This window comes from Kitasatospora sp. NPDC101235, assembly GCF_044767505.1.
Taxonomy (GTDB): Bacteria; Actinomycetota; Actinomycetes; order Streptomycetales; family Streptomycetaceae; genus Kitasatospora.
On record NZ_JBIWNZ010000013.1, the window covers coordinates 216,907 to 237,700 of the forward strand.

Below are 20,794 nucleotides of genomic sequence, written 5' to 3' on the forward strand. Positions count from 1 at the left end.
CCGGGAGGACGGCACGATCGCTTCGGCACCGGGCTGTCTGACGGTCGGCCTTCAGCCGCACCACGACTCGGCCACCGAGGCGGCCAGAGCGGTGGCCTGGGCGTGGCCCGCGCGGGCAGCAGCCGGCCGGCGTGTGTCGTCCACCATGTTGCGGCCCATCACGCGACGCGCGGCACGGTCCGGGGACAGCAGGACAACGCGTGCCCCGTCGTCGGACAGATCCGCGGCCTGCTGCTGCGCGTTCGGATGCGGCCCGACCGCGTGGGGGATCGGCACGACCGCCAGCACCCGGCGGTACCCTCGCGCGAGCTGGAGGTTGGCAGTCGAGCGGCTGCCGCCGTCCATCCAGCGCCGGCCCGCCACGGTTACCGGCGGCCACACGACGGGCACGGCACAGCTCGCCGTGACCGCTTCGAGGAGCGTCACTCCGGAGTGCGCGTCGAACACCTCGACGTTTCCGGTCCGGGTGTCGACAGCGGTGATCCGCAGCTTCCGCTCGGGCCAGTCCCGCACCTCGCCCAGGAGCGCACCGACCGTCCCGAAGACGTCGGACTCCGGGCCGGTGCGGGCGCGCAGCGCCGTTTGGGCGAGGCGTTCCACGGACCGCTGCGGATCGCGGGAGCCGAGCGCCGCCCAGAGGAAGCGCGCCGTCTGGCTCGCCGTCACCGGGAGCCGGACCGCGTCGGCCCCGGAGAGCTGACGCTCGTACAACTCTGCCGCCGGGACGCCGGACAGGAGCCGGGATCCGAAGACGGCACCGCCGGAGGTGCCGATCACGACCTCGGCCCTGGAGAGATCGATCCCGGCCTCGGTGAGCCCTGCGAGGACCCCGGTCAGCCAGGCCCCGCCCACCGGTCCGCCGCCGCCGAGCACGAGTGCGGTGTCTGCCACGCTTCCCCCTTCCATGGAGGTGCCCGTGGACGTCCACGGGCGATGAAACGGGGAATGGCCCCGATTACTCCGCCGACGATGGCAACAGTACCGGGGAATGCTCCCCGGTACCGCTGTCGAGACGGCAGGGGCGGCGTGACAGCCGACGGAGGATCCCGATGGCTTCGGCACCGGCGGCCTCTGCCGCCTCCGGTCGACCCGCCTCGGCCGAGCGGTCGGCGGTCGCCTACGGCAGTCGGGCGTGCTCGGCGCGACTCTCGGCGATGCGCTGCTCGGCGAGGGCGCGGGCCCGGTCGCGGTCGTGGCCGGTGAGCCTGGCGAGGATCGCCGCGAGTGGCCTGATCCTGCCGAAGCCGCCCCAGTGGCCCTCGGGGATCTCGGTGGGGAAGACCCAGATCCGGCCGGGGTCGCGCGGCCAGGCGCCGTCCTCGGCGTCCAGGATCGCCTCGGTGACGTCGGCGATGACGCCCGCGCGCTTCCGGGCGTCGAGCTGGCCCTCGGGCACGGACGGGACGACCTTGTAGCGCGGGGCGTCCGCGATCTCACCGCCGACGTAGACGGCGGCGGGCCGGTGCAGGAAGAGCCAGGACACCGAGCGGGTGGCCGGGTCGGCGGGGTCGAAGCCCTCGTGGCGGATCAGGATCTCGGTGATGCGGTTGAGCAGGGCCGCTTCCACCTCCGGCCGCAGGGCGCCGTCGGGGATGTGGACGTCGAGCATCGGCATGGCCGTCGCCTCCTGGATTTAATTTCTCAACTCAGCTGGACCGGAGCCTAGCCGGGGCTGAGTGGAGATTGTCAACCCAGATGCCCCGGGCGGTCTAGGATCGAGCCATGACGGAGCAGCGGCACCAACGGCGGATCGACCCGGCGAACTGTTCGGTCGGGCGCGCACTCTCGGCGGTCGGCGAGCGGTGGTCGCTGCTGATCGTGCGGGAGGCCCTGGACGGTGTCAGCCGCTTCGGGGAGTTCCGGGCCCGGCTGGGAATCGCCAGCAACCTGCTCTCCACGCGGCTCGACGGCCTCGTCGCCGCGGGTGTGCTGCACCGGGTGGCGTACCAGGAGCCCGGCGACCGGCAGCGCTTCGAGTACCGCCTCACCGAGAAGGGCGTCGACCTGAGGCCCACCGTGATCGCCCTGCTGGAGTGGGGCGACAAGTACCTCGCGGACGAGGAGGGCCCGTCGGTCGTCGTCCGGCACCGCACCGCCGACGGCCACGGCTGTGACGAACCGGTCACTCTCGTCCTGACGTGCGCCGCCGGACACACCGGCCTGCCACCGGACTCCGTCTACCGCAGCCCGGGCCCGGGCGCCCGCTTCCTGCCGTCCTGAGCGGCCCTGCCACCGGGCCGGTCCACGCGGCGGCGTGCCGTAGCCGTGTCCCTGCCCGGCCCGGGCGATCTGTGCGGCGGCCGGGACCGCGCGCCTGGGAACCCGGCAGCCGGGGCAGGTGCCCGTGCCACCGACGCCCGTCCATGCCGTCCGCACCCGCGGACGGCCCCGAGGCCGGGCCCGGGACTTCAGCCCAGTTCCATGAGGATGTCGGCGCGGGCGTAGTAGTCGGCCACCGGGAGCCGGTCGCGGGTGATCCTCACGAACCCGGCGTCCTCGTAGAGGTGGACGGCGGGGGCCAGCCTGCTGTTCGTGCCGAGGAACAGCCTGGCCGCGCCGAGTGCCCGGGCCCGGCCGATCGCCGCGGCCACGAGCCGGCGGCCGATGCCGCGCCCCCGCGCGCCGGGGGTGACGGCCATCTTCGCCAGCTCGAACACGGCGTCCGGGTGGGCCAGAAGCGCTACGCACCCCACGACGGTTCCGCTTCCCGGCTCACGGGCCAGGAGCACGTCGCCGCCCGGGTCCACGATGCGGCCGAACGGATCCCCGAGCACGGCCCGGTCCTCCTCCAGGGTGAACAGCTGCGAGATCCATTCCTCGTTCAGCGCGCGGAATGCGTCGGCGTCGCTCGGCGAGGCGATCGAGGAGACCACGGGCGGGGCGGAGGCGTACGGCATGGGGCGGGTTCCTTCCCTGGATGACACCACGTCAGCCTGCGACCGCGCCGACTCATGTGTCCAATACGTACACCGGCCGCGATCCATAGGCTGGAGATATGGATCAGCGAATCGAGCTCCGGCATCTGCGCTACTTCCTGGCGCTGGCCGAGGAGTTGCACTTCGGCCGCGCCGCCCGCCGGCTGCACATCGCCCAGCCGGCCCTGTCCCAGCAGATCAGGCAGCTGGAGAAGATCGTCGGCGTCGAGCTGTTCCGGCGGACCTCCCGGAGCGTCCGCCTCACGGACGCCGGGGTGACGTTCCGGCCGCGGGCGAGGGACCTCCTGCGCCGGCTGGCCGCCGATCTGGACGAGGCCGGCCGGGTCGGCCGCGGCGAGGCCGGCCGCCTGGACGTCGCCTTCATCACCTCCGCCGCCGCGATCGTCAGCGAACGGCTCCGTGCCTTCTCCCTCCGCCGCCCGGACGTCCAGGTCAGGCTGCACGACGGCTTCACCGTCGACGTCCTGACGGCCCTGGAACGCGGCACGGCCGACATCGGGATCGTCCGGGACGCCGAGGAGCGCGACGACATCGACCTCGCCCTCCTGGCGACGGAACGGTTCGTCGCGGTCGTCCCCGCCGACCACCCCGCCGCGGAGAGCGACCGGGTGGAAGCGGCGGCGCTGGCCACCGACCCCCTGATCCTGTTCCCGCGCTCGGCGGGAGCGCGCGCGTTCGACGTGAACACCCAGCCGATCCGGCACACCGGCAACGACGTCCGGGTCGTACAGGAGTGCTCGAACTGGCACACCATCACCATGCTCGTCGCCGCAGGCCTGGGCGTCACCATCGCCCCCCACAGCGTCACCGCGCTCCTCCCCGCGGGCGCCCGGCGCCTCGAACTCGACGGACCGTCCGCCATGAGCCGGGTCTTCCTGGCCACCCGCCGAGGAGACGACCGCCCCCTCGTGCGGGCCTTCGTCGCGGTGTCCGAATCCGTGGCGGGCCGGGGTGGACGGTCGAACGACGGGGCCGCGTCGGCCTGCTGAGCGCTTCGGACGCCCGTGTCGGGGCATCCGGGCCCGACGTACGGGGGCGCGGACACTCGGCCGTCCGGTGCGCTTCCGCGTGCCGCCGCCACGACGTGCAGTGACGGTGGTGCGGTCCGTGACGTCACGGGCGGCACGCCGTCACCGTGACGTCGCCCCAGCGTCGATCAGGACCCGAGTGCCACGGGAGGGGACGACCGAAGGCGGGACGATCCTCCTGCAGGTCGGCGGAGCGCCTTCGAACGGTCCGGGCACGCGTGGGAGAGCCGGGGCGGGGAGCCGGACGGAGCCGATCAGGGCGGGGACGGGACGCCGACGACCGGCTGGGCGCCGCTCGGGTTGCCCGGTGGGTGCGAGCGTGCGGCAGGTCGCGGGGGCGCCGAGCGGCGACCGGCAGTCGACGCCGCGGGAAGGCGTCAGCGGTGCGGGTTCGGTCAGAAACCGATGATCTGCAGCGTGGAGTTGACGGTGAGGTAGAAGGTGCGGGCGTCGGGGCCGAGGGCCAGGCCGGTCACCCAGGTGAGGCCGGTGATGCCCTCGGCCGGGACGAGGGTGTCGGTCGCGGTGTCCAGGGCGAGGACCGAGGCCGTGCCGTCGGCGCTGGTGAGGTCCTGCTGGACCATGTACAGCCGGGTACCGTCCGCGCCCACCGACGGGTTCTGCAGCCACTGGCCCGGGGCGATGTCGATGGTGGAGAGGGTGCCGGTGGCGAGGTCGACGGCGTAGCCGGTGCCGCCGTTCCCCACGCCGTAGAGCCGGTTGCCGTCCGGGGAGAGAGCCAGGCTCGGGACGGAGCCGATCGGGGCGGCGATGGCGCCGGCCACGATCGGGGTCCCGGTGCTGGTGTCCAGATGGACGAGGTTCTCGTCGGTGGCGGCGTACGCGGTGTCACCGCCGGGCGACGTGACGATCGAGCCCAGGTGGCGGCCGGGCACCGGCACGGCGGCGGTGAAGCCCTGCTGCTGCGGGGAGAAGGACAGGACCCGGGCGCTCGGCTCGGCCGGGCGGTGGTAGCGGGCCGGTCCGTCCTGCCCGACGTAGACCCTGGTGCCGTCCGGGCTGACCACCAGCGAGGTGAGGGCGCCGGGGAGGGTCCCCTCGGGCCGAGGCTGGTCCGGTACCTCCGTGCTGGACACCACGGTGTCGGTGGCCGTGTCGATGGCGCCGAGGTCGGCCAGCGGCGCCTTGCGGGCGGTCGAGAACAGTACGTAGACACGCGAGCCGTCGGGGCTGACGGCCAGCGGCCCTGGACCGGCCCCGAGCCCGGTGGACAGCGTCACCACCCCGGTGATCGCCCCGCTCTGGGTGTCGACCACCTTCACCTTGGCACCCTTGATGCTGTCCTTCACCGCGACGTAGGCCTTGCGCCCGTCCGGGCTGACCGCCACCGACGCGGGTGACGAGTCCAGTTCGACGGTCCGCGGGACGCCCGGGACCGGCCCGCCGGACGTGCCGGTGACGGCGCCGGCGGAGCCGGACCCGGCGAGCAACAGTGCCGCACCCGCCGCCAGGGCGCCTAACCAACGAGCCTTCGACAAAAGCGAGTTCATGTGACCCTCCCCTTCGGACACCGCGGGTTCCCGCGATGGAAGGCAAACGCTACGGGACGAGCCCGTACGAGATGCGGCTTCGGTCTCCGCAACCGGCGTGAGCGGGAGCAGTCGTAGCCGTAGCCGGTCCGCGAGTCGGGAGCGGCGGGTGGTGTCGCGGGAGGCCGGCGTTCGACGCCACCTGGCTCGGCTGGAACGAGATCCTCGCCGTCGACTGGGACGAGCCGGCGATCCCTCGTGCGACCAGCATCGCCCGGTACCGGCGGCTGCCGGACGGCGCACTGGAGCTGGTGCGTCAGGAGGACTGGAGTCGGGGGTTCGCAAGGGCAAGCGGTATCGACACCCTGAGGGCCATCACGCACCCTGCCTCGCCTTGGGACGCGGGCCGTCAGCGCCGGGCCAGCAGGCCTCGTGCGTAGGCCGCCTGGCCGACGTGCTGGAGGTCGTCGGCGATCACACTGATGAGACGCACCCCCAGGGTGACCGGGGGCTGCCACGACTCGTCGACGATCCGGGCGAGGGACCGGTTGTCGAGGCCGCGCACGTAGTCGACGGTCCGTGCGTGGACGGCCTCGTGGTAGCCCACGAGAAGGTCGGCGGTGGCGGTGACCTTGGCGACCTGCGCGGGTCGGTGCCCGTAGCCGGTGGACGACGCGGCGAACGGCAGGGCGAACCGGCCCGCCCAGCCGTCGGCGGTCCACACCTGTTCACGGTCGGCCGCGTCGGCGAGGTGGTCGTCCTGCACCCGGGTGAGGTGCCAGACCAGCCATGCGATCGAGTTGGCCGAGTCCTGCACCCGGAACGCCAGCTGCTCGGGGGTCAGGCCGTCGACCACCTCGGCGACCGTGTCACGGATCCGGTCGAACGCGTCCACGAGAAGATCGGTGCTGGTCACACCGGCCACTGTCGCCTCCCGGTCGAGTACCCCGTCCCACCGGCGGCGTGGCGGGTCACGCGCCGCACCGACGATTGTGTCCCGCCCGTGGAGCCCCGGCCACCCGGGCCCGACGCGCCGTCGCCCGGGCAGCCCCACAGCCCGGCGGTGTCGGTACTGGCACGACTGCCCCGGCGAGCCGATCATGGCCCTGGCGTGGTCGGGACCACCCCGGGTTGGGACGGCCGGCCAGAGCACCACCGGATGGCATGCGGTGGAACCTCCGCCTTCACCCACTGCGGGCCGTCCCGCCGCTTCGTCCGTGTCGTTCACACCAGAAGGGCCCCTCCATGGCCGCCTCCCGGACACTCCCCGCCGACCGCCGTGGCTCGGCACTCCGTTGCGTGAGCGTGGCCCTCGCGCTCGGTGTCGCCATCGCACTGACCGGTGCAGGCCCCGCCCCAAGGGCCTGGGCCGACGACGGCCCGTTCCCCGTACCGGTGACAGCCGGCCCGGCCGGCCAGGTGATCACGGTCAAGGCGGACGGCACCCGCGCCACCGTGACCCTGTGGGTTCGCCAGGACGGCGCCTGGCGGTCCCTCGACTCCACCACCGACGCGCGCATCGGGTCCGGCGGCGTGCACGACGGCCCCACCCGCATCCAGGGGACCGGGACCACACCGACCGGCACGTACACCATCACCCAGGCCTTCGGCATCTCCCCGGACCCGGGCACGAAGATGCCCTACCACCACGTCACCACGCACGACTGGTGGGTCCAGGACCCCTCCTCTGCCTACTACAACCGCATGCGCACCGACACCGAGGGCGGCTTCCACCTCACCGAACAGGGCCCCCTCGGCAGCGAACACCTCATCAACTACCCCGTCCAGTACGACAACGTCCTGGTCATCGACTTCAACACCTCCCCCGTGGTGAAGGGCCGCGGCGCCGGCATCTTCCTCCACGACCTCGGCCCCCAGGCCGGCGCCACCGCCGGCTGCGTCGCCGTCCCCGCCGCCTTCATGGCCCGGACGATGCAGTGGATCGACCCCGGCGACCACCCCGTCATCGCGATCGGCTAGACAGCCCCGAGCCCGCCCCGGGACGGCACCTCCCGCCCAGTTCCCCCGCCGAGCGCGACCCACGGCAGAAATCTTCACGGCGGGCGGCTCCCCGACCACCATCGCTGCGGCGTGCCGAGCCCGCTTCGGCCCCGACGCCTGTCGGACCCGGCGGGCGGCGGACGCCGGTCAGTCCTCGCGACGGGTCATGTGCATGCGCCAGTTGGTGAGCCAGGTCCGGCCGTCGTCCCCTTCTCCGGTGGTGGAAGCGGGTGCACGCGCGCCCGCAGCGTCACCCGGACAGGTCGGCCGTGCTCACGGCTCAGGCGCGCCGGACCCGGACGCCGCTCTCGGCGATCGCCTGCTCCTCCGCGTCCGGAAGCCCGGTGTCCGTCACCAGGTCGTGGACGTCGGCGAGCGGGCAGATCGTCGCGAAGGTGACCCGGCCGATCTTGGTCCGGTCGGCGAGCACGACCGTGCGGGCGCTGCTGCGCAGGAAGGCGCGGTCGGTCTGGGCCTCCATCTCGTCGTGGGTGGTGCAGCCCTGCTGCACGGTCAGGCCGTCCACGCCGATGAAGGCGAGGTCGAGGTGGTACTGGGCGAGCATGCGCTCGGCGGCCGGGCCGACCAGTTCGTAGCTGGCCGAGCGGGCGAGGCCGCCGATCACGACCAGGCGGACTTCGGGGCGCACGATCAGCTCGGCCGCGATGTTGACCGCGTTGGTGACCACCGTGACGTTGCCGCGCTCGCCCAGCACCCGGGCCAGTTCGGTGGTGGTGGTGCCGCCGGTCAGGCCCACCACGGCGCCGTCCGGCACCAGTTCGGCCGCGGCCCGGGCGATCCGGCGCTTCTCCTCCTGCTGCTGGTCGCCTCGGTGCCGCAGCGGGATCTCCAGGTTCACCGCCCCTGTCACGGCACCGCCGCGGGTGCGCTGGAGCAGCCCCTGGTCCTGCAGTTCCTGGAGGTCCCGGCGCACGGTCGCCTCCGAGACCTCCAGCAGTTCGGCGAGCGTCCGCACGTCCGCGCTCCCCGCCTCGGCGATGTGCGACACGATCCTGGCGGCACGATCAGCTTTGAGCATGGACGGAGTGTAGGTCAGGGCTGGTCACCTGGCCCAACAGACAGCGTTCCGCCCGAGCGCCTGGCATCACACCACCTACGTACTGTCGGCGCCTTGAGGACGCCCAGCAGTCGCGTGACCTCCGCCGCCATGGCGGTTCGTCCGGAGCCGAGGTAGCGGCGGGTGTCGACGAGCGAAGGGTCGTCGTCGAGGGTGCGCCGCACGGCGCCGGTGAAGACCTGGTTGAGGTGGGTGGCGATGTTGACCTTGGTCATGCCGTGCTCGACCGCGCGGGTCAGGTGCTCGTCGGCCACGCCGGAGGAGCCGTGCAGGACCAGCGGCACCGGAACGGCCTCGCGCAGTGCGGTGATGAGGTCGAAGTCGAGGACGGCATCGCGGGTGAGCATGGCGTGGGAGGTCCCGACGGCCACGGCGAGGGCATCGAGGCCGGTGGCGGCCACGTAGGCGGCCGCCTCGCTCGGGTCGGTCCGGGCGCCGGGGGCGTGCACCCCGTCCTTGCCGCCGACCTCGCCGAGTTCGGCCTCCACCCACACGCCTGCCGCGTGGCAGCGGGCGACCACCTCGGCGGTGGCGCGGACGTTCTCCTCGTACGGCAGCACGGAGGCGTCGAACATGACCGAGGAGAAGCCGAGTTCGACCGCCTCGGCCACCAGGTCGGCGGAGGTCGCGTGGTCGAGGTGGACCGCGACCGGCACCGAGGCGGTGCGGGCCGTGGCGAGCACGGCGGAGGCTATCGGGGCGAGCGCCCCGTGGTAGCGGACGGCGTTCTCGCTCAGCTGCAGGATGACCGGGGCGCCCGCGGCCTCGGCGCCCGCCACGATGGCCTGGGCGTGTTCGAGCTGGATGACGTTGAAGGCACCCACCCCGTGCGCGGCGTCCGCCGCGGGGGTGACGATGGCGCCGGTTCCGGCCAGGGGCATCAGGAACTCCTCTGAGGGTGGAGGGGTTGGACGTCCACCAGCGGTCGCAGGCGGCGGTGGACGTCGGGATCGAAGTCGCCGGCCAGCGGGGCGCGCACGGCGGCGGCGGACAGTGCCACCGCCTCGGCCAGCCGCTCCGGCCAGGGGGTGGCGTCGACCAGGCCGAGGGTGAGGGCGGCCACCGCGGCGCCCCCCGCTCCGGTGAGGTTTCCCGCCAGGGCCTCTGGCGGCCTGGCCCGCCAACTCCCCTGCGATGTACCGGCGATGAGACCATTCGGGCCGAGCGAGGCGACCACCGCCCCGGCCCCGCCGTCGACCAGCGCGCCTGCGGCGGCGACGGGGTCCGCCAGGCCGGTGGCGGCGGCGAGTTCGTCGGCGTTCGGCTTGACCAGGTCGGGTCCGGCAGCCAGCCCCGCACACGGGGCCGTCCCGTCAGCGTCGAGCACCGCCGGAACGCCGCGCGCGTGCGCGAGCCCGAGCAGGTGGGCGTAGGCGTCGTCGGGGACGCCACGCGGCAGGCTGCCGGAGAGGACCACCGCCGCGGCCTCCGGCAGCAGCGCGTCGAGGTGGCCCAGGAACCGAGCCCACTCGTCGGGTCCGACCACCGGGCCGGGTTCGAGCAGGATCGTCGTGTCCCCGACGCTCTCCTCGACCACGGCCACGGTCCGCCTGGACTCGCCCGCGATCGGCACCATGCGGTCGGCCAGACCCGCGGCGGCGAGCTCGCCACGGATCGCCTGGCCGGTGAGCCCGCCGACCAGCCCGTGGCCGAGCGCCACCGGCAGGCCCAGTTCCTCGGCGAGCCAGTCCCGGACGGGCAGTCGGCGCCGGCCGAGGTTGGCCGCGAGGATCACGGCGCCCGCCGTCTCGTCGACGATGCCGGGCACCGCGATGCCCGCCGCCGCCGGGCGGTGCCGGTCGGCCGGCTCGCGGGCCGCCGCCAGCACCGTCTCCAGGACCGCGTCCGGGCCGCGCTCGGCCCCGGTGAACCACCGGTCCGTCTCCCGCAGGATGCCGTCCTCGCCGGCTGCGCCGCCCTTGATGTAGGTGCCGCCGACATCAAGGGCGATCACTCTGGTCACGGCTGGGCCAGCACGATCGAGCGGGTCAGGTTGCGCGGCTGGTCGGGGTCCAGGCCGCCGGCCTTGGCCAGTTCCACGGCGAGGCGCTGGGCGCGCACCAGATCGGCCAGGGGATCGAGGGCGGTCACCGAGGTAATGGCGCCGATGCCCTGCACCTGCTCAAGCAGCCCGGCCGGCGGCTCGCCGAAGAACCACACCACGCGCCCCGGGGCCGCGATGCTGATCGGGCCGTGCCGGTACTCCATCGCCGGGTACGACTCCGTCCAGACGCCGGACGCCTCACGGAGCTTGAGCGCCGCCTCGTTGGCGAGGCCGACCGTCCAACCGGTACCGACGAAAGTGAACTGGCCTGCGCTGACGGCGCCTTCGGGCAGGGGCTCGGCCAGCGCCCGCGCGGCCTGCTCCGGCAGGTCGGCCGGGGCCAGGCTCAGGTGGCCGCGCAGCAGGGCGAGCGCCGTGGTGGCGAAGCGGGTCTGCACCACCGACTTCTCGTCCGCGAACTCCAGGTCCACCACCGTGTTCGCGACCGTGCCGATCGGCGTGTCGAGATCACCGGTGAGCGCCGTGCTCGGGATGTGCCCGGCACGTCCGAGCGCGGCGTGCACCTCGGTCGTCGTGCCGGAGCGGCTGATGGCGACCAGCCGGTCGTAGCCGCGCGCGGCCGGGAACTCGGAGGCCGCGAACGCGTCGGTCTCCCCCAGACCCGCGGATTCACGCAGCGACGCGTACGCCTGCGCGATGTAGAGCGAGGTACCGCAGCCGATCACGGCCACCCGCTCACCGCGCTCCGGAAGGCCCGCGGGCTCCAGCTCCAGCGCCCTGCTCCAGCACTGCGGCTGGCTGGCGATCTCCCGCTCGACGTGGCTCATGGTGATCCTTTCGTGCGCAATGATGCGCATTAATGCTTGTGAGTGCTTGCTTTATAGTGCACGCAATCACTTTCAATCAATCTCGCGCACACGGTTGCAGCTACTGCGCATCTGCGCGGTCGCGACGCCGACCGCGGCTCGGTCCACCTGGGACCCGGGATCGAAGGAGGAGACCGCGCTACCGAAGCCGGCGGGCGCCGCCGGGGGGCCCGGCGAGGAAGGTGCGCGGGAGCGGGTACCCGAGGAACCGGAACGCGGGTGTGACGGTGGTGGTGGACCTCGTACGGCCAGCGGGCCGCGAATGGTACGAAGGCGGTCCAGCGCTCACCCGGCCGGCACCACGCGGGTGCCGCCGACCCGCTCGGCGGCGAGCAGGTCCTCGAAGAGGTTGCGGCCGGTCCTCGCCCGATGCCGGTCGGCCTGCTCGATCATGCGGGCGGTGCGCAGGATGGTGAAGAGGAAGGCGTGGATCTCACCGTGCGGGTGGGCGAGGGCGACGCCGATCTCGGTGCCCCGGTTCTCGAAGCAGTAGACCTGTTCCACCCCGGGCAGGGCGGACAACGCGGCGGTCCGGTCCGTCCACGCGTCCAGGGCCAGGCGGCCTCGGCCAGGAGGCCCCCGCCCCATCCGAGATCGACCCCGACGCCACCCCGCGCCCGTAGGCCGGTGACCGAACCGGCGGGCCGGAGGATTCGCCCGCGAGGTCGTCACCGTCGACATTCGCGCAGAACGCCCCACTCCCAACCTCTGAGCCGGGGCCCTGCGCGCAAGTCAGGACCGAACCGCATGGTGCGGGGAAGGAGTGGGTCATCGCTCGCTCCCGGGTCGGCGAGGTGCCGGCCCCGGGTAGCGACATGCCGGGCCGACCCGGCTCGGCGTCACAACGGCGTGCCGATCCTGGTCGGCGCCGTCGCCTTGGGCACCCCACGCTCCCTCATCGGCTGCCGCGACCGGATCGGCCGACCGCTCCAGGCCGGTCCCACGGGCAGGACCGGCACGATGCCCGCGGCACGCCGACCTCCGCGCTCGGGCCCCCAATTCGCATCCCGCTCAGCAGGCAGCTGCCAGGCGTCCTTCCTGCCGCCACACCGCGAGGATCGCCCGAGCGGTGTGCACGCGGTGGCGCGAGGCGGGACTTGCCGATCCGGGCCTCGCCCTCCACCATCACCACCGCCGGAGGGTGCAGCACCGCGACGGGCAGCACCGCGACTCCCGGCTCCTGCCGACGAAGGCGAAACCGCCACCGAGCTGCCGGGGACCGCCCTGCTCGTCGACCACCCGGCCATATTGCTCCTCAGCCGGCCAGCCCTGCCAATACTTCGCGCAGCTGCGTGAGCGGCTCAGGGCCGCAGATCCGGAGCACCACCGTCTGCGCGCCCGCATCCTCGAGTGCCCGGAGCGCGGCCGCGGCCTCAGCCGCCGTGCCCCCGGCCGCGAAGGTCTGCGGCTCCTCGCGTCCCAGCCACTGCGCGTGCCCGGCGACGGCCTCCCGCAAGGCCGGCGCCGCCGCGTCGCCCACGCCCAAGAACGTGAACACGGTGATCGTGTAGTCCGCACCCGCACCGCCCCGCTCCGCGGCCGCGCGAACCGCACGCAGGTCATCCGGGCCGTGGCCCTCGGCCACCAGCGTGCCTTGCGCAGCGCGGCCGGCCAGCTCCAGAGACTTGGGCGAGACGACGCCCGCGACCACCGGCGGAATCGCGTCCTTCGCCGGCGGGTGGACCAACTCCACCCCGTCGATCCGCAGTTCGCGCCCCGCCACGGTGACACGCTCGCCACGCAGCAAGTCGCGCACCACGGTCAGGGTCTCCTCCAGCAGCGCCAGCGGAGACCGCGGGGCAACGCCGACCTGCCGCATCCACTCCCGCACGCCGTGGCCGATCCCGGCGACGAGGCGGCCGGGGAAGACCCTGGCCAGGGTCGCCACCTCCATCGCCAGCAGTGCGGGGCTGCGCAAGGGCGCGGGCGCGATCCCGATACCGACCCTCAGCCGCTCGGTCGCGCCCAGGGCGACCGCCGCCGCCGAGATCCCGCCGTTCCACCCCAGGTCCTCGACGACCCACAGGTCGTCCACCCCGAGCGCCTCGGCCTCCCGCGCGAACGCGGGCAGCCCGGCCGGGTCCCAGGAGCGGTCGTACATCACACCGATACGAAGGGTCGTCATAAGTGATCAAGCTAGTCCCATGCATCAGCCTATGGCGAGTGCGGATGTACCGACCGCTGAATCCGGTGGCCCCCGCCTCAAGGCCTGCGCCCACACGCCACCCGAGCCTCAGCGACCCATCGCACCGCCATCGCGCCCCTGGCCCAGGGGCGTCGAGATCCGCCGCCGGGGCCCTGCGGGAGATGATCTTGCCGCCCTTCGAGGCCGTGGGCTGCCGGCCGATACCGTTCGCAGCGCGCTCACTCGGCCACCTCGCCGAACTCCTGCCCGCGCTCCTGGACGCCTTCGACAAGGAGACCCGAGCCTTCCTCGGCCCGCCACCGCCGCAACCGCAGCGCGGCTTCGTCGCCGCTCCCCCGCCCGCCGCGGTAGATCCGGCAGTGCCTGGTCACCGTCCGGCCGCGTAGCCCTGCATGCCACGCGGGTCCGCGGCAGCCGACAGGAGCCCGGTGCGCGGATCGCGGGCCACCGAGCAGACGCGGCCCTCGCTCCACGGCCCGGCGACCCGCACCCGGTGCCGGCGCCGGCGCAGTTCGGCGATGACGGCATCCCCGATCCGCGACTCGACGACGACCCGGGCCGGGTCCATGGCGTGCGGGTGGAACGAGGACGGGAAGCCCTCCTGATGCCAGTTCGGAGCGTCGACGGCGCCCTGCAGGTCGAGGCTGCCGCGCACGGCCTGGCGCAGGGCGACGGCCAGGAAGAAGTGCAGGGTCCACTGGTCCTGGGCGTCGCCGCCCGGAGTGCCGAACGCCAGCGCCGGCTCGCCGTCCCGCAGCGCCAGCGAGGGGGACAAGGTCGTGCGCGGACGGCGGCCGGGGGTGAGGGAGTTGGGCAGCCCCGGTTCGAGCCGGGCCATCTGAAGACGCGTCCCGAGCGGGAAGCCCAGTTCCGGGACGACGGGGCTGGACTGCAGCCAGCCGCCACTGGGCGTGGCGGAGACCATGTTGCCCCAGCGGTCGACCACGTCGACGTGGCAGGTGTCGCCGTCGGTGGCCCCGTCGGCGGCGATGGTCGGCCCGACCTGGTCACCCGGGGCACCCGGGTCGACGGCGCTCGGGCCGGTGACGCTCGGCTCGCCGCCGCCGAGCGCCATCGCCCAGTCGCCGCTCCGCGGTGCGGCGACCGCGCGCCGGCCGAGCCGTGGCGGCCGGCCGCCGGGTCGGCCGGGGCGGAGCTCGGCCGAGGCGAACTCGCCGATCAGCGAGCGGCGTTCGGCACTGTAGGCGGGATCGAGCAGCTCGGCCACGGTGACCTCGGCGTGTTCGGTGTTGTCGCCGTACCAGGCCTCCCGGTCGGCCATCGCCAGCTTGCCGCCCTCGATCAGCGCGTGGAGGTACTCCGGTCCGCCGTACTCCGGGCCTTCCGGTCCGAACTCGTCCGGAAGCAGGGCGAGCTGCTGGAGGAAGACCGGCCCCTGGCTCCACAGCCCCGGCTTGCAGACCGTCCAGCCGCCCCACTCGTAGCTGACCGGCTCCTCGTACGTCGCCTCGAAGGCCGCGAGATCGTCTCCCGTGAGCACCCCGGCGTGCGGCACGCCCGAGGTGTCCATCGCCGGCCGCGCGGCGAACTCGGCCAGCGCGGCCGCGACGAACCCCTGCCGCCAGACCCGCCGCGCCGCGTCGATCTGCTGCTCACGCCCTGCCCCGGCGGCCTCCGCCTCCGCCAGCAGCCGCCTCCACGTGGCGGCGAGACCTGCATTGCGCAGCAGCGCACCCGCAGCGGGCGGGCGGCCGTCCGGCAGGTAGAGCGCCGCCGAGCTCGGCCAGTGCCGCTCGAACTGCTCGCGCACCGCCGCGACCGCCGCCCCGATGGCCGGCAGTGCCGGATATCCGTGCGCCGCATAGCCGATGGCGTACCGGAGCACCTCGGACAGGCGTTTGGTGCCGTGGTCGCGGAGCAGCAGCAGCCAGGCGTCGAACGCGCCGGGGACGGCGGCGGCCAACGGCCCGGTGCCGGGCACCTCGTCCAGGCCGAGCGCGGTGTAGTGCCCGATGGTGGCTCCGGCGGGTGCTCCGCCCTGACCGCAGAGCACCCGCGGACGTGCCCCCGCCGGGGCGAGGATGATCGGCACCTCGCCGGCCGGCCCGTTCATGTGCGGTTCGACCACCTGGAGCGTGAACCCCGCGGCCACGGCGGCGTCGAAGGCGTTCCCGCCGTCCTCCAGCACGGCCATCGCCGCCGCGGTGGCCAGCCAGTGGGACGAAGCCGCCATACCGAAGGTGCCCTGCAGAGTCGGACGGGTGGTGAACATTACGAGTCCTCCTTGAGCTCGGCCCGGCTGTCAGGGATCCCTACCCGGCGGTCCCCGGGTTTGAAAGGAGCGCTGGTCGCGGTCTCGCCGGAGGGCCGATCCCGACGTCATCGGGGCTGCACGGCACGCTGCGTCAGCCGATCACCGACGTCGCGGGCGACCGGCCCGATCGGCACGGCGCGCCGCCGCTCGCTGTCCAGCCCCACACACGGCCACCGCACCGGGGAAAGGCCGATGCCACCCGACGGGAGGGGGCGTGAGGCGATGGCGAACCTGACCGTCGAGGGCGGTGACCTGGTGCTCCGGCTCTCCTGGTGGGAGCGACTGGTGCCGGTTCCCTCCTGACGTGCCGCACCTGAGGGGACCAGGCTGTGCCTTCGAGCCCGGAGCTCACGTTTTGTTCCTCCTCCTGAGGTAAGGCGCGTAGGGAAGGAGAGGAGGCCTGACGATGGCACGCGCGGTTGGTATCGATCTGGGGACGACGAACTCGGTGGTCTGCGTGCTGGAGGGCGGCGAGCCGGCCGTCATCGCGAACACCGAGGGTGCGCGGACCACCCCGTCGGTGGTGGCGTTCGGCAAGGGGGGCGAAGTGCTGGTCGGCGAGGTCGCCAAGCGGCAGGCGGTGACCAACGTGGATCGCACGGCCCGCTCGGTGAAGCGGCACATGGGCGAGGGCGACTGGCGCTTCCCGGAGAAGAGCGAGGTGGACGGCAAGCGCTACACCGCACAGGAGATCTCGGCCCGGGTGCTGCAGAAGCTCAAGCGGGACGCCGAGGCCTACCTCGGCGAGGGCGTGACCGACGCCGTGATCACGGTGCCCGCGTACTTCAACGACTCCCAGCGCACCGCGACCAAGGAGGCCGGCGAGATCGCGGGCCTGAACGTGCTGCGGATCATCAACGAGCCGACCTCCGCCGCCCTCGCCTACGGGCTGGACAAGGAGAACGAGCAAACGGTGCTGGTCTTCGACCTCGGCGGCGGCACCTTCGACGTCTCCCTGCTGGAGATCGGCGAGGGCGTGGTCGAGGTGAAGGCCACCAACGGCGACACCCACCTCGGTGGCGACGACTGGGACCAGCGTGTCGTCGACCACCTGGTCAAGCAGTTCAGGAACGGCTACGGCATCGACCTGTCCAAGGACAAGATGGCCGTCCAGCGCCTGCGCGAGGCCGCCGAGAAAGCGAAGATCGAACTGTCCGCCGCCAGCGAGACGACGATCAACCTGCCGTACATCACCGCCTCGGCCGACGGCCCACTGCACCTGGAGGAGAAGCTCACCCGCGCCCAGTTCCAGCAGCTCACCGCCGACCTGCTGGACCGCTGCGAGGGGCCGTTCCACCAAGCCGTGAAGGACGCGAAGATCAGGCTCGCCGACATCGACCACGTGATCATGGTCGGCGGCTCCACCCGGATGCCGGCCGTCACCGACCTGGTGAAGAAGCTCACCGGCAGGGACCCGCACAAGGGCGTCAACCCGGACGAGGTGGTGGCCATCGGCGCCGCGCTGCAGGCGGGCGTGCTGAAGGGCGAGGTCAAGGACGTCCTGCTGCTGGACGTCACCCCACTGTCCCTGGGCATCGAGACCAAGGGCGGCATCATGACCAGGCTGATCGAGCGCAACACCACGATCCCGACCAGGCGCTCGGAGGTCTTCACGACCGCCGACGACAACCAGCCCTCGGTGACCGTGCAGGTCTACCAGGGCGAGCGGGAGATCGCCGCGTACAACAAGAAGCTCGGCATGTTCGAGCTGACGGGCATCGCACCCGCGCCGCGTGGCCTGCCGCAGATCGAGGTCACCTTCGACATCGACGCCAACGGCATCATGCACGTCGGGGCGAAGGACCTCGGCACCGGCCGGGAACAGAAGATGACCGTCACAGGCGGCTCCTCCCTGCCCAAGGAGGAGATCGACCGGATGATGCGCGAGGCCGAACAGCACGCCGAGGAGGACCGCCGCCGGCGCGAGACCGCTGAGACCCGCAACCAGAGCGAGCAACTCGTCTACACGACCGAGAAGTTCCTTCAGGACAACCAGGACAGGATCCCGGCCGATGTGAAGAGCGAGGTCGAAGCAGCCCTTGTGGAACTCAGGGACGAGCTCAAGGGCCAGGACATCGCCGCGATCCGCACGGCGAGCGAGAAGCTCGCCCGGGTCAGCCAGAAGCTCGGCCAGGCCATCTACTCCCAGGCCGCCCCCGATGCGCCGAGAGGTGGCGCAGGCGGGCCACAGGCCGACGAACAGGAAGTCGTGGACGCCGAGATCGTCAATGAGGACGAGCGCAAGGGAGGCACCCCGTGACCACGCCACTGCGGCCACACAGGAAGCCCATCGTGTGCCTGCCGGCTCCGTCCGTGCCACGACGGTGAACGCCGACCATCACCGTCCGTGTCCCGCTGGTGGACGCCGTGCACCATGGCAGTCCGAGCACTGACCGGCCGTACGGACGCTCCGGGTCTTGCTCCGCCTGCACTCCGGAGGCCTCGGCGACCGCCTCACCTGGCTCGCCCTCAGCATCGCAGCTCCTCTAGGGCGTTCGTGATCCTCCTATGGCCGGCGCGTGGCGCCGTCAGTGTCCGAACAGGTGCCGGATCCGGCCGCTCCGCGGGGGCTCGACCGGCGCACCGACGGCCCGGTCGCCCTGTTGGGCGGCCCGTTCCTCCGGCGGCGCCGCCTCGCCGGCCTCCGGCGAGGCGGGTCGTGCGGACACCGGCGGCGGCACGCTTCCGGCATTGCGGTAGGCCGTCGGCCGCGTGCCCACGAGCCAGGCCCGCATGACCAGCGACACCAGGGCCACGCCCAGGCAGAAGATCAGCGCGAGTGCCACACCGGACAGGAAGACGCCCAGGGTGTTGAGTGTCACCAGGTGATTGCCCAGGATCGTCACCTGGTACTCGGGCCCGCCGGCGAGGTTGTCCGCGATCAGCAACCCGACGAAGGCCCCGGATGCCGCCATCAGCAGGAGTCCCAGCAGCAACATGGTGGAGTCCTTTCCGTTCCGGTTCGCTCTCCCCCGCCGTCTCGCGCGTACCCGCACCGATCCGCCCCTAACGCCGTCCGACACCCCGCCTCCACTCCTTGCGGGGTGAGGTGCGGGTCGTCCACATCGGCCCAGGCCGCCGGGGCGGCGACGGGGGCGCCCGGCAGAGCCCGCACGGTGTAGGGGGTGACGGCGGTCTGCGCGTAGGCGTTGCGTCGGAGGTCCAGGTAGAGCCGGCCGTGGCGGGCCCGTTTCCGGGCCTCGGTGGTGAGCCGGTCGGGGTGGCGGGCGACCAGCAGGTCGGCCAGGTCGTGGGCGAAGGTGCGGACCTCGTCGAATGCGGCGCGCCGGACGGCGGTCTCACGGCAGTTCAACGGCGTGCAGGCACGGGTGCTGCGGGCCGTCGGCGGGTGCGTCGAGGACCATGGCGACTTCGCCCTGATCTCCACACGCAGATCACCGTCCGCGCTCTCCCACACGGGGCTGCCGTCCGGCCCGGTCTCCTCCGTGACGTGGACCACGACGACGGTGGGCGGGCCGTGGCTGCCCACCGGCCCGGGCAGCGTCACCGCATAGCGGCGGAAGCAGAACCCCTTCGCGGGCCACCACGCTTCCGCAGGAAGGACCTGGTGGACACGGGGCCTTCGACGCGGTTCCGCTCACCCGAAGCGCTCGGGCGACTTCGTTGGGTGGGTGCGGTGGGACCCGTCCGGCTACCCGACGCCGGACCGCGGCGAACGGCATCCAGGTTTCGACACGACCGGACCGGTAAGCCGCTCCGGCGGAGGAGACCGAGAACCCGACGACCGCCGAGTACGGACCGGCACGGCTGCGGCTGATCCTGGAACCGGGCACCGGCTTCGGACCGGACCGCCGCAGCTCCCCGCACCGGGCCGAGGACGGCTGGGCGATCCGCTCCGGGCGGCTGCGGCTGCGCCTCAGCGGCGCGCACGCCGCCCGACCGGGCGTGGGCGGGCGGCTCACGGCGGAAGTCGCCCTCGCCCCGGGCGAGCGACTGGACCTCGTGCTGGAGGTGTCCGACCGGCGCCTCGACTCCGCATCTCCGGATCCGGCCCCCTGCTGGCGGGCCACCGAGCGGGCCTGGAAGAACCTCGTACCGGACCTCGGCCACACCTGGGACGGGCGTGACGCCCGGTTCTCCTCTGCAGTACTGCGCGGGCTGACTTCGGCCGACAGCGGCGGCATGGTCGCCGCGGCGACCACCAGCCTGCCCGAACGGGCCGAGGCCGGGCGCAACTACGACTACCGCTACGTCTGGGTCCGCGACCAGTGCCTGGCCGGGCAGGCCGTCGCCGCCTGCGGCCCGTACGAACTCCTGGACGACGCCGTGCGGTTCATCACCGCCCGGCTCATCGAGCACGGTGCCGGGCTGGCCCCGGCGTACACCGTGACCGGCGGCCCGGTGCCCGACCAGCGCACCGTCGACCTGCCCGGATACCCGGGCGGGCACGACCAGGTCGGCAACCGGATCACCCGGCAGTTCCAGCTCGACGCGTTCGGTGAGGCGATGCTGCTGCTCGCGGCGGCCGCCCGGCACGAACGGGCTGGACGCGGACGCCCGGACCGCGCTGCGAACCGCCGCCCACGCGATCGGCCGTCGCTGGCGCGAACCCGACGCCGGGATCTGGGAACTGGGAACTGGAGGAGCGTGCCTGGACACACAGCCGGCTGATCTGCGCCGCCGGTCTCCGAGCAGCCGTCCACCCCGCAGCAGCCCGGCCCGCCGACGTGCCGCAAGGGCTCGCGGCGCGCTGGAGTGCACTGGCGGACCGGATTGTCGCCCACACATCCCGACGCCCCCTCCATCCCTCCGGCCGCTGGCAGCGCTCGCCCGGGGACCCCGCCGTCGACCTCTCCCTCCTGCTGCCACCGGTACGCGGCGCCCTGGCGGCCGACGACCCACGCACCCTCGCCACCCTTCGTGCCTGCCGCGACGAACTGACGGACGGGCACTTCGCCTACCGCTTCCGGCACGACGAGCGCCCACTCGCCGAGGCCGAGGGGGCGTT

At 73.2% G+C, this 20,794-nt stretch carries 18 protein-coding genes and 3 pseudogenes; 6 read left to right on the plus strand and 15 right to left on the minus strand.

Annotation, left to right across the window (positions count from 1 at the left end):
- Positions 1 to 51 precede the first annotated feature (51 nt).
- Entirely contained in the window at positions 52 to 891 is an 840-nt protein-coding gene (locus ACIRRH_RS22900) for a patatin-like phospholipase family protein (protein WP_403070362.1), read from the minus strand.
- Between the two features lie 226 nt (positions 892 to 1,117).
- A complete protein-coding gene (locus ACIRRH_RS22905; protein ID WP_403070365.1) occupies positions 1,118 to 1,615 on the minus strand; it encodes a hypothetical protein in 498 nt (165 codons plus the stop codon).
- A gap of 107 nt (positions 1,616 to 1,722) precedes the next feature.
- On the opposite strand from ACIRRH_RS22905, the gene ACIRRH_RS22910 reads away from it, so the two are divergent.
- Positions 1,723 to 2,220, plus strand: coding sequence for a winged helix-turn-helix transcriptional regulator (locus ACIRRH_RS22910; protein WP_403070368.1), 498 nt, complete (start codon positions 1,723 to 1,725; stop codon positions 2,218 to 2,220).
- 188 nt (positions 2,221 to 2,408) lie between these two features.
- On the opposite strand, the gene ACIRRH_RS22915 is transcribed toward ACIRRH_RS22910, so the two are convergent.
- Complete coding sequence (locus ACIRRH_RS22915) at positions 2,409 to 2,897, minus strand: GNAT family N-acetyltransferase (RefSeq protein ID WP_403070371.1); 489 nt, start codon at positions 2,895 to 2,897, stop codon at positions 2,409 to 2,411.
- 98 nt (positions 2,898 to 2,995) lie between these two features.
- On the opposite strand from ACIRRH_RS22915, the gene ACIRRH_RS22920 reads away from it, so the two are divergent.
- Positions 2,996 to 3,925, plus strand: coding sequence for a LysR family transcriptional regulator (locus ACIRRH_RS22920; RefSeq protein ID WP_403070374.1), 930 nt, complete (start codon positions 2,996 to 2,998; stop codon positions 3,923 to 3,925).
- A gap of 434 nt (positions 3,926 to 4,359) precedes the next feature.
- Here ACIRRH_RS22920 and ACIRRH_RS22925 read toward each other — a convergent pair whose 3' ends face one another.
- Both ACIRRH_RS22925 and ACIRRH_RS22930 read right to left on the minus strand, forming a co-directional pair.
- A complete protein-coding gene (locus tag ACIRRH_RS22925; protein ID WP_403070377.1) occupies positions 4,360 to 5,475 on the minus strand; it encodes a lactonase family protein in 1,116 nt (371 codons plus the stop codon).
- A 388-nt stretch (positions 5,476 to 5,863) separates the two neighbouring features.
- Positions 5,864 to 6,370, minus strand: coding sequence for a DUF664 domain-containing protein (locus tag ACIRRH_RS22930; RefSeq protein WP_403070380.1), 507 nt, complete (start codon positions 6,368 to 6,370; stop codon positions 5,864 to 5,866).
- Between the two features lie 383 nt (positions 6,371 to 6,753).
- On the opposite strand from ACIRRH_RS22930, the gene ACIRRH_RS22935 reads away from it, so the two are divergent.
- Positions 6,754 to 7,434, plus strand: coding sequence for a L,D-transpeptidase family protein (locus ACIRRH_RS22935; RefSeq protein WP_403070383.1), 681 nt, complete (start codon positions 6,754 to 6,756; stop codon positions 7,432 to 7,434).
- Positions 7,435 to 7,735: 301 nt separating this feature from the next.
- Here ACIRRH_RS22935 and ACIRRH_RS22940 read toward each other — a convergent pair whose 3' ends face one another.
- The 8 genes and pseudogenes from ACIRRH_RS22940 to ACIRRH_RS22975 form a co-directional block, all read right to left on the minus strand.
- Positions 7,736 to 8,494, minus strand: coding sequence for a DeoR/GlpR family DNA-binding transcription regulator (locus tag ACIRRH_RS22940; RefSeq protein WP_403070386.1), 759 nt, complete (start codon positions 8,492 to 8,494; stop codon positions 7,736 to 7,738).
- 14 nt (positions 8,495 to 8,508) lie between these two features.
- The gene (locus ACIRRH_RS22945; protein ID WP_403070389.1) at positions 8,509 to 9,414 is read right to left on the minus strand and encodes a ketose-bisphosphate aldolase; all 906 of its coding nucleotides are present in this window, start codon (positions 9,412 to 9,414) and stop codon (positions 8,509 to 8,511) included.
- Positions 9,414 to 10,487 carry a PfkB family carbohydrate kinase gene (locus tag ACIRRH_RS22950; protein ID WP_403070392.1) on the minus strand — a complete coding sequence of 358 codons (1,074 nt, stop codon included), beginning with the start codon at positions 10,485 to 10,487 and terminating at the stop codon, positions 9,414 to 9,416. The genes ACIRRH_RS22945 and ACIRRH_RS22950 overlap by 1 nt, the downstream gene beginning before the upstream one ends.
- A gap of 5 nt (positions 10,488 to 10,492) precedes the next feature.
- Entirely contained in the window at positions 10,493 to 11,365 is an 873-nt protein-coding gene (locus tag ACIRRH_RS22955) for an SIS domain-containing protein (protein ID WP_403070395.1), read from the minus strand.
- Between the two features lie 248 nt (positions 11,366 to 11,613).
- Positions 11,614 to 11,971: pseudogene (locus tag ACIRRH_RS22960) on the minus strand (galactose-1-phosphate uridylyltransferase); the annotation flags it as partial.
- Between the two features lie 688 nt (positions 11,972 to 12,659).
- Positions 12,660 to 13,529, minus strand: coding sequence for an LLM class flavin-dependent oxidoreductase (locus tag ACIRRH_RS22965; RefSeq protein WP_403070398.1), 870 nt, complete (start codon positions 13,527 to 13,529; stop codon positions 12,660 to 12,662).
- A 239-nt stretch (positions 13,530 to 13,768) separates the two neighbouring features.
- On the minus strand, positions 13,769 to 13,921 hold the full coding sequence (locus tag ACIRRH_RS22970; RefSeq protein ID WP_403070401.1) for a hypothetical protein: 153 nt from the start codon (positions 13,919 to 13,921) through the stop codon (positions 13,769 to 13,771).
- On the minus strand, positions 13,918 to 15,783 hold the full coding sequence (locus ACIRRH_RS22975; RefSeq protein WP_403070404.1) for a gamma-glutamyltransferase family protein: 1,866 nt from the start codon (positions 15,781 to 15,783) through the stop codon (positions 13,918 to 13,920). Before ACIRRH_RS22975 ends, ACIRRH_RS22970 begins: the two co-directional genes overlap by 4 nt.
- A gap of 448 nt (positions 15,784 to 16,231) precedes the next feature.
- Here ACIRRH_RS22975 and dnaK point away from each other — a divergent pair, with 448 nt between their 5' ends.
- Positions 16,232 to 18,085, plus strand: coding sequence for a molecular chaperone DnaK (dnaK, locus tag ACIRRH_RS22980; protein ID WP_403070407.1), 1,854 nt, complete (start codon positions 16,232 to 16,234; stop codon positions 18,083 to 18,085).
- A gap of 268 nt (positions 18,086 to 18,353) precedes the next feature.
- Here the strand turns inward: dnaK and ACIRRH_RS22985 are convergent, their stop codons facing one another.
- Together ACIRRH_RS22985 and ACIRRH_RS22990 are read right to left on the minus strand one after the other, a co-directional pair.
- The gene (locus ACIRRH_RS22985; RefSeq protein ID WP_403070410.1) at positions 18,354 to 18,764 is read right to left on the minus strand and encodes a hypothetical protein; all 411 of its coding nucleotides are present in this window, start codon (positions 18,762 to 18,764) and stop codon (positions 18,354 to 18,356) included.
- Between the two features lie 104 nt (positions 18,765 to 18,868).
- Positions 18,869 to 19,333: pseudogene (locus tag ACIRRH_RS22990) on the minus strand (DUF6296 family protein); the annotation flags it as partial.
- Positions 19,334 to 19,731: 398 nt separating this feature from the next.
- Between ACIRRH_RS22990 and ACIRRH_RS22995 the strand changes: the two are divergent.
- Entirely contained in the window at positions 19,732 to 20,457 is a 726-nt protein-coding gene (locus ACIRRH_RS22995) for a glycoside hydrolase family 15 protein (protein ID WP_403070413.1), read from the plus strand.
- Positions 20,424 to 20,777: pseudogene (locus ACIRRH_RS23000) on the plus strand (glycoside hydrolase family 15 protein); the annotation flags it as partial. The gene ACIRRH_RS22995 and the pseudogene ACIRRH_RS23000, both read left to right, overlap by 34 nt.
- Between the last annotated feature and the right edge of the window lie 17 nt (positions 20,778 to 20,794).

Excerpts from the sequence above, each read along its gene's own strand:
- dnaK (WP_403070407.1), top strand. The coding sequence starts at position 16,232 with ATGGCACGCGCGGTTGGTATCGATCTGGGGACGACGAACTCGGTGGTC.
- ACIRRH_RS22975 (WP_403070404.1), bottom strand. The coding sequence starts at position 15,783 with ATGTTCACCACCCGTCCGACTCTGCAGGGCACCTTCGGTATGGCGGCT.
- ACIRRH_RS22985 (WP_403070410.1), bottom strand. The coding sequence starts at position 18,764 with ATGTTGCTGCTGGGACTCCTGCTGATGGCGGCATCCGGGGCCTTCGTC.
- ACIRRH_RS22955 (WP_403070395.1), bottom strand. The coding sequence starts at position 11,365 with ATGAGCCACGTCGAGCGGGAGATCGCCAGCCAGCCGCAGTGCTGGAGC.
- ACIRRH_RS22925 (WP_403070377.1), bottom strand. The coding sequence starts at position 5,475 with ATGAACTCGCTTTTGTCGAAGGCTCGTTGGTTAGGCGCCCTGGCGGCG.
- ACIRRH_RS22910 (WP_403070368.1), top strand. The coding sequence starts at position 1,723 with ATGACGGAGCAGCGGCACCAACGGCGGATCGACCCGGCGAACTGTTCG.
- ACIRRH_RS22920 (WP_403070374.1), top strand. The coding sequence starts at position 2,996 with ATGGATCAGCGAATCGAGCTCCGGCATCTGCGCTACTTCCTGGCGCTG.
- ACIRRH_RS22940 (WP_403070386.1), bottom strand. The coding sequence starts at position 8,494 with ATGCTCAAAGCTGATCGTGCCGCCAGGATCGTGTCGCACATCGCCGAG.
- ACIRRH_RS22965 (WP_403070398.1), bottom strand. The coding sequence starts at position 13,529 with ATGACGACCCTTCGTATCGGTGTGATGTACGACCGCTCCTGGGACCCG.
- ACIRRH_RS22915 (WP_403070371.1), bottom strand. The coding sequence starts at position 2,897 with ATGCCGTACGCCTCCGCCCCGCCCGTGGTCTCCTCGATCGCCTCGCCG.
- ACIRRH_RS22945 (WP_403070389.1), bottom strand. The coding sequence starts at position 9,414 with ATGCCCCTGGCCGGAACCGGCGCCATCGTCACCCCCGCGGCGGACGCC.
- ACIRRH_RS22905 (WP_403070365.1), bottom strand. The coding sequence starts at position 1,615 with ATGCCGATGCTCGACGTCCACATCCCCGACGGCGCCCTGCGGCCGGAG.